General features: G+C 61.8%; 12 protein-coding genes. 7 read left to right on the top strand and 5 right to left on the bottom strand.

The window, feature by feature from the left end:
* Positions 1–91 precede the first annotated feature (91 nt).
* Complete coding sequence (locus NZ746_03260; protein MCS6816381.1) at positions 92–541, bottom strand: rubrerythrin family protein; 450 nt, start codon at positions 539–541, stop codon at positions 92–94.
* Positions 542–708: 167 nt separating this feature from the next.
* Here NZ746_03260 and NZ746_03255 point away from each other — a divergent pair, with 167 nt between their 5' ends.
* Positions 709–918, top strand: coding sequence for a twin-arginine translocase TatA/TatE family subunit (locus tag NZ746_03255; protein MCS6816380.1), 210 nt, complete (start codon positions 709–711; stop codon positions 916–918).
* 99 nt (positions 919–1,017) lie between these two features.
* Here NZ746_03255 and NZ746_03250 read toward each other — a convergent pair whose 3' ends face one another.
* From NZ746_03250 to NZ746_03235, 4 genes are all read right to left on the bottom strand, one after another.
* Positions 1,018–2,664 carry an AMP-binding protein gene (locus NZ746_03250; GenBank protein ID MCS6816379.1) on the bottom strand — a complete coding sequence of 549 codons (1,647 nt, stop codon included), beginning with the start codon at positions 2,662–2,664 and terminating at the stop codon, positions 1,018–1,020.
* A 74-nt stretch (positions 2,665–2,738) separates the two neighbouring features.
* Positions 2,739–4,190: a polysaccharide pyruvyl transferase family protein gene (locus NZ746_03245; protein MCS6816378.1), complete on the bottom strand. Its 1,452-nt coding sequence runs from the start codon at positions 4,188–4,190 to the stop codon at positions 2,739–2,741.
* On the bottom strand, positions 4,187–5,365 hold the full coding sequence (locus NZ746_03240) for an SDR family oxidoreductase (protein MCS6816377.1): 1,179 nt from the start codon (positions 5,363–5,365) through the stop codon (positions 4,187–4,189). The genes NZ746_03245 and NZ746_03240 overlap by 4 nt, the downstream gene beginning before the upstream one ends.
* An 11-nt stretch (positions 5,366–5,376) precedes the next feature.
* Positions 5,377–7,716 (bottom strand): SDR family oxidoreductase, encoded by a 2,340-nt coding sequence (locus NZ746_03235; GenBank protein ID MCS6816376.1) that lies wholly within the window; start codon positions 7,714–7,716, stop codon positions 5,377–5,379.
* Between the two features lie 192 nt (positions 7,717–7,908).
* Here NZ746_03235 and NZ746_03230 point away from each other — a divergent pair, with 192 nt between their 5' ends.
* The 6 genes from NZ746_03230 to NZ746_03205 all read left to right on the top strand — a co-directional run bounded on the left by NZ746_03230 (position 7,909) and on the right by NZ746_03205 (position 13,430).
* A complete protein-coding gene (locus NZ746_03230) occupies positions 7,909–8,217 on the top strand; it encodes a hypothetical protein (GenBank protein ID MCS6816375.1) in 309 nt (102 codons plus the stop codon).
* A 111-nt stretch (positions 8,218–8,328) separates the two neighbouring features.
* Positions 8,329–9,342 (top strand): (2Fe-2S)-binding protein, encoded by a 1,014-nt coding sequence (locus NZ746_03225; GenBank protein ID MCS6816374.1) that lies wholly within the window; start codon positions 8,329–8,331, stop codon positions 9,340–9,342.
* A 308-nt stretch (positions 9,343–9,650) separates the two neighbouring features.
* Positions 9,651–9,893 carry an acyl carrier protein gene (locus NZ746_03220; protein MCS6816373.1) on the top strand — a complete coding sequence of 81 codons (243 nt, stop codon included), beginning with the start codon at positions 9,651–9,653 and terminating at the stop codon, positions 9,891–9,893.
* Entirely contained in the window at positions 9,890–11,602 is a 1,713-nt protein-coding gene (locus tag NZ746_03215; GenBank protein ID MCS6816372.1) for an AMP-binding protein, read from the top strand. The genes NZ746_03220 and NZ746_03215 overlap by 4 nt, the downstream gene beginning before the upstream one ends.
* The gene (locus NZ746_03210) at positions 11,599–12,552 is read left to right on the top strand and encodes a hypothetical protein (protein MCS6816371.1); all 954 of its coding nucleotides are present in this window, start codon (positions 11,599–11,601) and stop codon (positions 12,550–12,552) included. Before NZ746_03215 ends, NZ746_03210 begins: the two co-directional genes overlap by 4 nt.
* Before the next feature lie 14 nt (positions 12,553–12,566).
* Entirely contained in the window at positions 12,567–13,430 is an 864-nt protein-coding gene (locus NZ746_03205; GenBank protein ID MCS6816370.1) for a 1-acyl-sn-glycerol-3-phosphate acyltransferase, read from the top strand.
* Positions 13,431–13,516 lie beyond the last annotated feature (86 nt).

Here is a 13,516-nt window from a genome sequence, read left to right as displayed (position 1 = left end):
GCCACCCGGAGATCGAGAGAGAAAGGCATCGAGGCTGCTCGCACAGCACCTCCCGACCGATCACCTCGTGACCAGGAGGTGCTCCCATCGCTCACGTGAGCGATTCAGCTGGCTCCTTGCCCGCAATTTGCTGCAGCCCCTTGGTGAAGCGGGCCGCGTGTGACTTCTCCGCGCGCGCGAGCGTCTCGAACCACTCGGCGAGCTCGTCGAAGCCCTCCTCGCGCGCCGTGCGCGCGAATCCCGGATACATCTCCGTGTACTCGTAGGTCTCGCCCTCGATGGCCGACTTCAAGTTCTGCTCGGTCGTGCCGAAGGGCGTACCCGTCACCGGATCGCCGACTTCCTTCAGGAAGTCCAGGTGCCCGAAAGCATGACCGGTTTCGGCTTCAGCCGTATCCCGGAAGAGCCCGCCGATCTCCGGATACCCTTCGATATCCGCGATGCGGGCGAAATAGAGATAACGGCGATTCGCCTGGGCTTCCCCGGCGAACGCATGCTTGAGGTTCTCCAAGCTCTTCGTTCCCTGCAACGACTTCGCCATAGTTCCCTCCTCCTTACGTGAGTTTCGCGATGCAAGACGATTATTAAATAAGAATCATTTTCCATTGTCAAGGGGCAAGCGCGCTCTCCCGAAATGACCCGCGCCGATTGACGGCTCACCCTCTTGGCGTGTAAGATACCGGTGCAAAGCATGAGGGGAGAATGATCATGAGACCGGCCTTCGTCTTCGGAAATCTGGGGCTGCCGGAACTGCTCATCATCCTCTTCATCCTCGTCCTGCTCTTTGGAGCCAAGCGGTTGCCGGAGCTGGCGCGAAGCTTGGGCCAGAGCATCCGTGCGTTCAAGGAGGGGACGGCCGAAGTGAAGAAGTTGGAAGATAAAGCGGGCAGCCCTCAAGAGGGACCATCCTCGTCCTGAACGACGGTTTGCGGAGTGTGGCCTCTAGGCGAGCGACCGCAGTGCATCGGCGGCGCGTGCCTTGTTTTTCATCAAGAGGTGCCCTTTGAAGTTCCCGCCTCATTTCACTGTCGCATAAAGGCGTTCGATCTCCGAATGAAAGCGAGCGAGGATGGCCTCCCGCCGGAGCTTCCCGTTAGCCGTGAGCAACCCATTCTCGATCGTGAAGGATTCGGGAAGGATCGCGTACGCTCGAATGCGCTTGTAGTGGGGGAGCTGCGCGTTGAGTGATTCCAAGGCGGTTTCAACCTGCGCTGGAGTGACGGATCCCGTGATCAATGCCACAAGGTGCGGACGTCCATGTCCAATGACGACGGCGTGTTGAGCATCAGGAAGGGCGCGAAGGAGCAGGTCCTCGAGCGGTTCTGGCGGGACGTTGTGGCCTGAGCTGAGGACGATGAGGTGCTTGACCCGTCCGAGGATCCTCCAATTTCCCTTCGCATCCACTTCGCCATGATCCCCGGTGCAGAACCAGCCATCGCGGAAGGCCTGAGCCGTGGCTTCCGGGCGATTCCAATAGCCGGGGAAGACGTTGGGACCCCGAACGATGATTTCCCCATTATCGGCGAGTTTCATCTCGATGCCCGAGATGGCGCGGCCTACATATCCGGGCACGAAGTCCAGCGGATCGTCCATCGTACAGATGGCCGTTGTCTCGGTGAGGCCATAGACCTGAAGCACGGGAATCCCAAGCATCATGAAAAAGAGCTGGGTCTCGCGGCGAAGCGGAGCTGATCCGCAGATGAGCGCTACAAGATCGGATCCGAGTCGTCTCCGAATCGCGTGGAAGAGAGGACGGCAGAGCGCGAGCCACAGCCGATCGCGAGCCGAGGCTGCGCCGTCGAAGTGATGAAACCAAGCGGCTTGGCCCCGCTCGAAGAGCGCACGGACGATCCGGCCCTTTTGTCGCATCTGATCTTCGATGCTCGCGCGCATTCGCTCCAGAAGAAGCGGGACATTCAGAAAATAGTGGGGGCGAGCCAGTTGCATCTCCTCGCTCAGGCGCGTGAGATCGGTCGAGAGCGTCAGCGTGCTCGGTCGCGACAAGCACGTCAGGAGCAGAATCCATGAGCCTGCGAAACAGAAAGGCAGGTAATGGAAGACGCGCTCCCGATGACGTCGTGGACCCATGAGCCGGTTGAGCCGTTCGTGCGTGTGCGGGAGCATGAAGGTGACGTTCCCGATGGTGAGGACAACGCCTTTGGGCTCACCCGATGTCCCTGACGTGTAGATGATCGTCACCGGCTCCGAGTCAGCGCGTGGGATCGGGGCGTCGGGAATCGCCGCATCCTCCGCGCTCGGCGCGAAGATCTCTTCCAGCAATGGCATCGGTGGTGCTTCCGACCACAAGGTGCGTATTCGTTCGCGCAGCGCCGCCTCCTCCACGCAAAGGAGCGCGGGCGAGCAATCTTTCAAAATGTAGACCAACTCCGCGAGTGCTTGGCGCGTGTAGAGAGGGACGACGATGATTCCCTCGGCCATGAGGGCGAGGTCGAGCGCAACCCATCGGATGCTGTTGGGAGCGAGCACGGCGCAACGATCGCCCGAGCGCACTCCCTGGCGGCGCAAGTACGCGCGTGCCGTGCGAACCAAGGCGAGAAGCTCCGCGCCCGTCACCGAGAGGATTCGTCCCTCTCGCACTTCCTGAAGGACGGGATGGTGGGCGGATTCCTGCAACTGACGGAAGATGGTCTCAAGGAAGTTCATTTTGCGTCTTCCCTCCCCGAGAGAACGCAGTGTCCGGGAATGCCGCAAAGGACTTTCTCGCGCGCAGGCCGCCATCACGCGCGGGATGAAGATTCTCCAGTCGTCGTGGATTCCTCGACATCATAGGCTTCAAGCAATCGGCGCAGCGTGGGACTGAGCGGGGGGAGATACTCCTCCCACGAGAGGATCCCCCGGCGGATGGGGAATTCCGGATAACAGCGGTGCAGATATTCCTCGAAGTGGACGCCCATGCGAGCCATGAGCTTGAGGTTCCGAACCACCGTTCGCCCGATGTCCTCGCGGATGGCCTCCTGTTCTTCTTGCAACGTCATGAGGACTTGCAGCAGCTTCTCCCCCAGATCCGGATCGTCCACCTCAAGGAGAAGGTGCGCATGGCCGCGCTCGTGCATGAGATTGCGAATTCGCTCATCCATGGTGACGCCGGCCGAGACGACGCCGGCCGGCATGCTGCATACGATGCCGTGATAGCGCGAGGAGACCATGAAATGCCCGCATCGCAGGATGCTCACCAACTGATACATGTCGTACCGATCGGAGGCGAAGATGGGGACGCCACCCAAGCGTTCGGAAAGGCGACGGCAGGCGTCGCGGTCGAGCATCTCCATAGCGACTAAGACGGGGAAGACCCCGCTGCGCTCTTGGAATGCGCGAATGGCGTGTGCCAAAGCCGTCAGATAGCGCTCATAGCGGGCGACGACATCCGGTCCCCATCGGTGGAAGTAGATCGTGCGGTAATGACTCTCGCGATACGCGCCCGTGAGGGCATGCCACGCATATTTCCAGAGCGAAGGCCGTACAGGCCACCAGTAGGGATTGATCGGACAGACGATGAGAACGGGACGGCGCTCATCCCATCCGGCTTCGCGCAGGACGGCGCGTCCGTATTCCGGACCGAGCGGCTCGAACGTCCAGGCCGTATCCGTGCCGAGTTCGGTCGGGATCCCCAGCCGATTCAAGATGACGCGCGATTCCTCGTTTCGAGTGATGATGAGCGAATGGCGGCAATAGCGGCTGACCAAACGCGCGAGAAACGGGTCCATCTCGCCCGCTTCCGCGCCGTAGCCGATCGAGAGACGATTACGAGCCGAGGCGATGCCGAGCGCGCCGACCATCATCGTCGTGAGGGCGTTGGCGAATTTGCTCTTGAACATGGAGCCCTCGCAGGCGATGACGCCGTCGTATTTGGGGACTTCGCGCGCGAGCATCGGGGGAAAGACATCGGGGAGCTTGATCTGCTGCGCCCCGCGGAAATATCCGCGCGTCAGCTCGAAATTCTGCGTCATGACGCTCAGGTGCACGTGCTCATCTCCGAGAATGTGTCGGATCTGTCGCACCATCTCTTCGACGCGCACATCGGCTCCCGTATTGCGCGCCCCATTGTATCCGGCGAAGAGGAGTTTCAACTTCTCCCCCGGCCGCCATCGGTCGCCGAAGCCGAGGATCCATTGGAGCTTGAACCATTCGATCGTCGCCCCCACCCAAAGCTCGAGGATCACGTCCATCATCTCGCTCTCTCCGATTCGCGGAGATGTGAAGCTAGAGCGCGCGACGGGAGTGCCCCGACGTCCTCCGGCCATGCTTGATAGGGATAGGTGAAGCGATGCGTCGTGCTGAAGACGTAGAGGGGGTAACAATATTCGGAGAACGGCGGAGGCGTGCGTCCGAGTTCCTCCACCACGCGCGTGTTGTCGAAGACCGTATTCCACACCAGATACGGCATGAAGACCTTGAGCAATGACGCCACGTAGCCGATCGTCGTTCGGCGGCGTTCGGCGAGCCAGCTCACCGTCGCCGTGAACGGGCGCTCCAACCAGGGCAGGTACAGAGGACGAGGGGTCTTCCGAGCCCGCGCCAAGGCATCGGTCAGTTGGCGGAAGGTTTGTGATCCCACGCCGGCCGAGAGATGGTAGGTGTCGTATCGCGGTCGCTCTTTCTGATGAAGCGCGACGATGGATTCGGCGACGAAGTCCACGGGGACGATATCCAGACGAGCGTCTGGGTGAAATGGCAGCACGGGCAGATTCGCCAAGAAGACGAACGCGCGCACCATGTCGAATTGCGTCGTCGCGCCGTAGCGGCTGTCGCCGAGCACGATGCTCGGGCGAAAGATCGTGCGCGGGACATCCGGCAGCAACTCTCGGATCATATGCTCGCAGAACTTCTTCGTCCGCGCATAGGGATCGTAATCCGAGCGATTCCAATCAATGGCTTCATCCTCGCGCACGACCTCATCCTTCCGGTGACCGGCGACGGCCACCGTGCTCACATGACTGAAGCGACGCAGGCCGTGATGATCGCGAGCCGCCAGGGCGAGCTTGAGGACTTCGAGCGTGCCGCGGAGATTGACGTTCAAGCAGCTCCGTTCGGACCGTCGGTTGAGGGACGCCGCGCAGTGGATGATCGAATCCGTCGTGTGCACGAGCCGTCGGTACTCGGCTTCCGAGAGCCCGAAGCGCGGCTCCGTCAGATCGCCCACGTAGAGCGTCAGGCGCGTTTGCAGATATTCGTAGAAAGTCGGGAAATCCACGTGCAACTGGAACGCTTGCCAGAGGCGGCGAGCAGCCTCCTCCGGCCCTTTCGCGCGCACGAGCACGTTCAGAGAGTCCGCGTGGCGCTCCAGCAGCAGTACCGCCACGTGAGCTCCGATGTACCCCGTTGCTCCCGTGAGCGTGATGGCCATTGTCGGACAGCTCAATCTCCCGACGACCTCGCCGCCGCTCCCATGCTCGAAGGCGTCAGGGCGTCCGAGACGCGCTGCAGCGGTTCTTCAATCGGACGTCCCTCGATCAGCGGATATGACCATCGGCGAAGGGCCGGGATATGGATGTTGATCCAATACTCCCACCAATCAATGTTCGTGACGTCGTAGCCAAAGGTCTCGCGCTCTTCGGGCACGAGCGCCGCGTGCAGCCACTCGATGTGCGTCGCCTCGAAGATATGTTCGTTGTGGAGGATGAAGGGCTCGTACAGCTCGATGAGTTTCTCCACGCGATCCAGATCGCGCTCCTTTCGCACGAGCGATGGATAGACGAAGGGCAATGGCGCGCTGAATCGCTGCAGTGCTTGGATGAGTGCTTTCTGACTCGGCACTGAGAGCCGTTCGTATCGCTCTTTGGAGACGGGGATCGGATCGAAGAGGGCGCGCAGCCGATATTCCAGCTCCTTTTGAGCGCGGTAGAACTTGCGATGGGCGAGTCCCGTCAGCTCGATCGAGCGACGCATGGGACAAGGGTTGCGCATGGAGGTCGCCAGATGGTACACGCGCTCATGGCGACGCAGACAGAGCGCTGCCGCGATGAGTACCATGCCCCGCGCGACAAGATCCACCGGGATGACGTCCAAGCGCTTCCATTGATTCGAGGGAAGCTGCCGGAAGTAAGTCCCCAGCAAGTAGGAGATCGGCGCTGACGTGTTCACCCCCTCGTTCCATCCTCGGAACGGCTCCGCGATGGAGCTTTCCACAATGGAGGGGCGCACCACGGCGATGGGCAAGTCCGCCCCGCGAGTGAAGAGCAGCGATTCGCCCAAACTCTTGGTGAACGTATAGGTGTTTGGCCATCCCCATTCCTGCGCCCGACGCATTCCAGCTTCCACGAACTGGTTGCGCATCCAACGCAGCCGATACCGGCGCAACCGCGTCTCCAACCCAGCGGAGCTGGTGTCGTGCGCCTCGCGAGCTTTCTCCCATGCTTGTCGGCGTAGCTCTTCAGTGACCTCCGCACTCTCGGCGCGCGCGCAGATCTCGCGCACAAGCGCGTGCAGCGCTTGGCGCTCGCGCTCGGTGTCGAAATCAGGTGCTCCGCGAGGTGTATAGTTCGGGATGGGAACCTCCGGAATGTAGCCATCTCGATACCCGACGACATAGCAGGTCGAGAGATGCAAGAGCGCCGCCCGCTCGCACTGCCGCACGAAGTCGAGCACATGCAGCGTCCCCTCGACGTTGATGGCCAGCGCATCGCGGAGATCGGGATTGAAATCGGTCAATCCCGAACTGTTGACCACAAGATCGAGCGTCTTATGCAAGCGCGCGCGCGTCTCCGGATCAATGCCCAGATTGGGTTGGGTGATGTCTCCCGCGATGACTTCGACCCGCTCGCTCAGGTATCGCCTCCACTCTTCCCCATAACGCTCGCGCAGCGGCTCGAAGACCGGGGATCCGGCCACGAGCGTCTCGAAACGGCGTTCGGCTGAAGTCGAGCGATGCGGGCGGATCAGCAGATAAATGCGCCCGATCTCGGGCAGGTCCTTCAGGACCTTGGCCAGCCACACTTTCCCGATGAATCCCGTGCCGCCAATGAGCAAGATGTGTTTGCCCGCGAGCGCCTCCCGCACGGAGAGGCGCTCGATCGGCTTCGGTTTTCGGAAGAGCACTAAGCGAGAAGAGACCGAAGGGAGACTCCGCTCTCGGCTAGCACGTGTGATCGCACTCCAAAGGACATCAGGCGGAAGATCGAGATCGCGCGCCAACTGTTCCAATGAGCGACGACCATCGGCTGAGAGGCCTCGCACGCGCGCCAGAGCGCCGCGCGGACGGATCACCGGATCGAGCAGTCGCCCCGTCGCCAGTCCCTCTCGGAACTCGAGCCGATTGGAGAGAATATACGGGACGCCGAGATGCTGCGCCAGAGGACGCAGGACGTGATCCAATGCTTGGCTCACGAGGACGACCGGTTCCCCTCGGGCGACGAGGTGCTGCAGGCGCGCGACCGCTTCTGGATTCAAGCGCGGCTTGAGGACGTAATGGAAGTACTCCTCCCCCAAGAGGTCGAGGCGATCCCGACTGATGCCCCGCAAGAGGGCATGCAACAAGCGCGTGGCGAGGACGCGATCGGTTAAGTAGAGGACGGGACGGATCAACGCCGAGAGCGCCAAGCTCATGCGCCGCATCCATCGTTCGGCGAAGCTCTGCGCGTTCCATGTGAAGAACGCGATGGGGCGCACGGCGCTCAGGTTCAATAGACTCCCCTCCACGCGCCAGAAGATCCACCGGACCGGAACGTTCGGATTGTGCGGTCGGCACCCATCAGACATATCGCCACTCGACGCCGTCTCTTCGTTTCGATGCCCCACTCATGCCCCGTGAAAGCGGCCCACAGTATAGCAAAGTTTGACAGAGAATAAAAGCCGGGATAATCCCCACTCCGGACCGGCGTCCTCCCGATCCTCCTTCCACGTGACCCAGATGGGCGCGCGGAGCGTCTTTGGGCGCAGAACCTTTGGCTAATGCTGCTTTTGGGTCTGGCCGGGATTCCCGTTCGACGTCTACAATTGGTCGCTGTCGGCATTGGGGAGCTTGGAGCGGAGGGGTCGAGGATGATCATTGATTTTCGCGCGGTCGCGCATTTGATTCCGGGGTGGATCTTCAACGAATATGGGCAGCTCACGGGCCGATATGTCCACCGGGATCGGATCGTCTGCGTCGCTGAGAGGGGACGCATTCAAGTCTGGGTGGATCGTCAAGCGTATGAGGATCGAGATCCGGAAGGGCTCATCTGCGATTACGACGCTCGCGATCTGCTCGGCATGCGGTGAACGGAGATCGGCGACGGGGAAATTTTGAGTCAACGGGGCCCTCTTGCTAAAATAGCCCTCTCCAACAAGAGGGGCAGGAACGTCAATCCGTGCGTTTCGGGCAATGGGATTATGAGCGGAGGTGATGGACGACTCTTCGAGGCCTTCTTGGCTCGGCACGATGAGGACGCGTGGTGGCGCATCGTGAAGCAGCTCGAACGGCATATTCACGAAGTAGACCGAGTGGCCACGCGCATTTGGTTCCACTTCTTCCCGCTCTCGCTGGCGCAGGCATTACGAGAGGCGGAGGATCCGAAGGCATTGGCGCGCGAGCTATTCCTCGAGGGGACGTATCGGCTCGCGGACCAGATTGATTCCTCGCACCGGTTCCTGTACGGCCACCGCTATTGGCCGGAGGTGAAGCGCGCTGTCCTCGAGTACGCGCAATCGCCGCGCGCGTTGCAAACGTTGGACCTGACCGAGCACATTCGCGCGGTCGCGGCTCAAGTGGCCGAATGGAGGCGCGTCGAGCCTTCGCTCGTCGTCGGGATCACAGCCGTCGCCTTCATGACGTTGCAGCAAGTGGGATGGACGGCCTTCGAGGCCGCCTCGGGCACGATCGCCCTTGATCCTCGGATCGCTGCGCGCACGCCCGAGGAAGTGCTCGCTCGCCGAGCGCGCGATGATCGGCAGAGCATCTTCTACTGGTGGAAATATCCGGACAAGGTGTGGACGATCACTTTCGACGAGAATGATCCCGAGGCGACGTTCCGATTGATCAATCGCCAGCACCTGACGACGGCGGCGGCTCAGGACAAGCGCCCGCATCACCTTCGCGATCCGCGGTGCGTGCCCAATGAAGGGCCGATCCCCGTTCAGTGTCGGTCTGGATCATGCGGATCGTGTTGGGTGGGCGTGCTCGGAGGGGCGGAGAAGCTCTCGGAGATGGAGGAGTACGAGCGACGTCGGCTGTGGGAGTTCGGATACCTTGAAACCGACGAACCGAAACCCATCATTCGTCTGGCCTGTCAGGCGCGCGCCTTCGGCGCCGTCTCGATCGTGATCCCGCCGTGGAACGGCGTCATCGGACGCTTCCTGCGAAGGTGGCGGCAGCAGCGTTCGATGGAACTGACCGGGACACCCTGATGTCCCACAAACGTCTGAATTCGAGGACGCCTTCACCAGAGGCGTCCCCTCAAAAGGGGACGAAGATGAGGAAGCGCATCCTTCTGTTGGGATGCCTCGGAGTCGTAGCGGTCATGGGCCTCCTGGGGAGTGGCGCGCTCGACCGATCCGGTGCGCCAGGACCTGCCGCAACGATGGCTGGAGAGCCGTGTCTTGGAGATCGCTCGCCGAGTGCGCGCTGGAAGCGACCTGACGCCCCGGCGGTGGCCGGGAGGGGCTCGCGTCGCCATCGGACTCTCCTTTGACGGGAATTGAGGAGGTGCGGGAAGATGCGCACGTTGGAACAGACGATCGAAGAGCTGCTCGATCTGGCAGCGAGCTATTTTCGCCTGCCGCGGGAGCAGCTCTCGCCAGATGATGATCTCTTCGAGAAGCTGCGGATTGATAGCCTGCAGGCCCTGGAGCTGCTCGGACGCTTGGAGCAGCATTTTCAGATCGAGCTGCCGGATTACGAGCTGCAAGGCGTGACGAGCTTCCGGGCTTTGGCCGAACGAATTCACGCGAGGTTATGATGCTGGATTTGGAACGGTATCAGTCGCTCGGGGAAGCGCTTCGCGATGCCTTAGAGCGATGGGCCGACTATACCTGTCTGATCGAAGCTGATCGCGAGCGCGAGAATTGTCGGTTGACGTATCGGCAATTCAAGGAGCGCGCCCTGCCACTGGTGAGCGCCCTGCAACAACATGGGTTCGCGCCCGATGAGCGCGCGGCCATCATCATGACCAATCAGTCGAAGTGGCTGATCTCCGCCTATGCCATCTTCTATGCGGGCGGCGTGCTCGTCCCTCTCGATTACAAGCTGAGTCCGCGCGAACAGATCGAGCTGCTGCGGCATGCGCGCGCTTCGGTGCTCATTACGGAATTTCCGTTCTGGAGATCGCTGCGGCAAGAAGTCGGGTGGCGGGAGCTACCGTTGCGATTGGTCCTGGTGACGGAGGCACCGCCGGAGGCGGATTTGGAAGACTCGCGACGGTGGGAAGAGTTTCGCGGCGATGGCGATCCCCAATTCATCCCGCGCCGACGTCAGGATGTCGCGTGCATCGTCTATTCTTCGGGCACGGGCGGGCGTCCCAAAGGCTGCGTCCTCACCCATGAGAATTACCTCGAACAGTGCCGTTCGCTCACGGCCATTTATCCCTTCTCGCCCGAGGTCCGCTACTTGAGCATCTTGCCGACAAACCACGCTATTGATTTCATGGTGGGGTTCATCGGCCCCTTCGTCTGCGGCGCCACGGTCGTGCATTTGCGCACGCTTCGCCCGGAATACATCCGCGAGGCCTTCGTGCGCTACAAGATCACCCACATGACCGTCGTGCCGATGATCCTCAAGAACCTGGAGCGGGGGTTGCGGGAACGGTTCGCGAGCCTGCCTTGGCCCAAGCGCGCACTGCTGCAGGCGCTCATGCGATTGAATCGGTGGCTCACGCGCCGACAGCCGAACGTGCGGCTCAGCCGTCGTCTTTTCCCGGCCGTCCATCGCGCCTTCGGCGGGCATTTGGAGATGCTCATCGTCGGCGGCGCGTTCACCGAACCCTCCACGCTGCAGTTCTTCTACGATCTCGGGATTCCGGTCGCCAACGGCTATGGGCTCACGGAAGCGTGCACGGCGGTGACGGTGAATGATCTCAAGCCGTTTCGCGCCGACACGGTGGGCAAGCCATTGCCGGGCGTGGAGGTGAAGATCCTCGATCCCGACGCCGAGGGGATCGGCGAAGTCGCCGTTCGCGGTAAGAACGTGATGTCGCACTATCTGGATGATCCGGAGCTGACGGCCGAGACCATCGTGGACGGATGGTTACTCACTGGCGATCTCGGTCGCATAGATGAGACGGGCCATCTGCAACTGGTCGGGCGGAAGAAGAACATGATCGTGACCGAAGGGGGGAAGAACATCTACCCCGAGGACGTGGAGACCTTCTTCGAAGGCCTGCCCGTGAAGGAGTTCTGCATCTTCGCGGCCAATTATTTGTGGCCGGAGCGGCGGCTCGGTCAGGAACAGCTCATCCTCGTCATCCACCCATCGCCCGGGGAGGAGCTGACGGAGGCTGTGTGCCAGCAGATTCGCGAGCGCAATCGGCGGCTGCCCGAGTATAAGCGCGTGCACGGATACCTCGTCTGGGATCGTGATTTCCCGCGGACGGCATCGCTGAAGATCAAGCGGACGGTTTTGGCCGAGGAGATTCGCCAGCACCGGAGCCGCGCTGACGTTCGGGAACTATGAGCCGAGATCGGGAACGCTTCCTCGCCATCATCAATCCGGCCGCGGGCGGAGGACGCTGTGGGAAACGGGCCAAGCCCGTGCTGGCCGAGTTGCGAGCGAGCGGTTTGCCGATGGACGTCGTCTGGACGCGCCGACCGGGCGAAGCCACGCTCCGCGCGCGCGCTGCGTACCGCGAGGGGTATCGCTCGTTCCTCATCGTCGGTGGAGATGGGACGACGTTCGAGGTCCTCAATGGGGTGTTCCCTGAGGCCGAGGGCGAACCCGAGCGTCCGCGCCTTGCGCTGCTCCCGTTGGGAACGGGCAACTCCTTCTTGCGCGATTTCCTCGTGGAGGAGGTGGCGTCTGGCACTCCTTCGGGAGATGCGGAAGCGGCGCTGCAGCGCGTTCGAGAGGCCTTGCGTCAAGGCCGCGCGCGGGCCTGCGATGTGCTCCGGCTCGTGCATCGCGAAGGCGTCCTGTATTTCCTCAATCTCCTCAGCGTGGGATTCCCGGCCGATGTCGCGGCGGTGACGAACCGATGGTTCAAACCACTTGGCGAAGCGGGATACCTCCTTGGGGTCTTCGCGTGCCTGGTGCGCTTGAAGCGACGCGCTTTTCCCGTGCGCGTGGAGGACGCGCCGGAGATGGACGCCCGCCGATGTCTATTCCTCACCTTCTCGAACAGCAAGTTCACGGGCGGGCGGATGTTGATCGCTCCCCATGCGGATCCGTGCGATGGCTTGATCGAGTACGTGCGATGGGGACCGATCGGTCGAATCGGCCTATTGCGTCAGTTGCCCGGACTCTTCGACGGCTCGCATATTGCGCATCCCTTGTGCGAACGGCGAGCCGTGCGGCGGATCGAATTCTCGCTGGAAGGCCCAGTGCCGGTGATGGTGGACGGTGAAGTGCTGCACGTGCAGTGCCAACGCTTAGATGTGCTGCCCGCCGCCATTGAGGTGATGATTTGAGCAGGAGGAGGGCCGTGAGGATCGAACGACTGAAGGCATTCGCACTGGTGAGGCCGCAACGCGAGTTCCGGCGCACGAGCCGACTGCGCCAGCTCTATCTGGTGCTCCGTAGCGCGTTCCTCTGGACGGTGAGCATCCTGCATTTCTTCCCGGTGTGCACATTCCTCGTCCTGCTGGGGATGTTCGTAGACCCGCGCAAGAACGATCGCCCGCAGCGCTGGTTCTTCCGCAATGTCCTGCGGCTGGCCGGCGTCCGCTTCCAAGTTCGCTACGCGCCGGGATTCGATCCCACGCGCACGAGCATCTTCGTGTGCAATCATGTGAACATCTTCGATGCGTTCGTCATCTATTCGGCTATCCCGCAGTTCGTGCGGGGGCTGGAGCTGGAGACGCATTTCAAGATTCCGGCCTACGGGTGGATGATGAAGCGCTTCGGCAACATCCCGGTGCCGAAGGATTCGAATAATCCCGCGGCCTTTCGCCGTTTGCTGCGGCGCGCCAAGCAGGCGCTCGATGACGGCATCAGCTTGATCATCTTCGCCGAAGGGACGCGGACGCGCACCGGTCGCGTCGGCCCCTTTCAGCGCGGGGCATTCGTCCTGGCGCAGTACACGGGCTATCCCATCGTTCCCATGAGCATCGTCGGCTCCTATGAATTCCATCGGACGGGGAGCTGGATGCTCTATCCCTCGACGATCACCGTCTACATCCACGACACGATCGAGACCAAGGGGATGCGCAAGGAGGACATTGATGCGCTCATGGAGCGCGTGCATCGGATCGTCGCTGAGCCGGTCGAGCGCGCTCTCGCTCAACGCGAGGGCACGTTGGAGATGTCGAGGGCATCGTGGAGCGCCGCCGCCTCAAGGAGGCACTGATGCGCTTGTCCTCTCCAAAGTGGCTCGCTACACTCTGTAGGCCGAAATTGGCACGGCGTTCGCCGATGAGAGCGAAGCGGAATCCA

This window comes from Blastocatellia bacterium (assembly GCA_025055075.1).
In the GTDB taxonomy this organism is placed as follows: domain Bacteria; phylum Acidobacteriota; class Blastocatellia; order HR10; family HR10; genus HR10.
The sequence above is the reverse complement of the archived record's forward strand: the minus strand, read 5'-3'. Positions and strand labels throughout refer to the sequence as shown.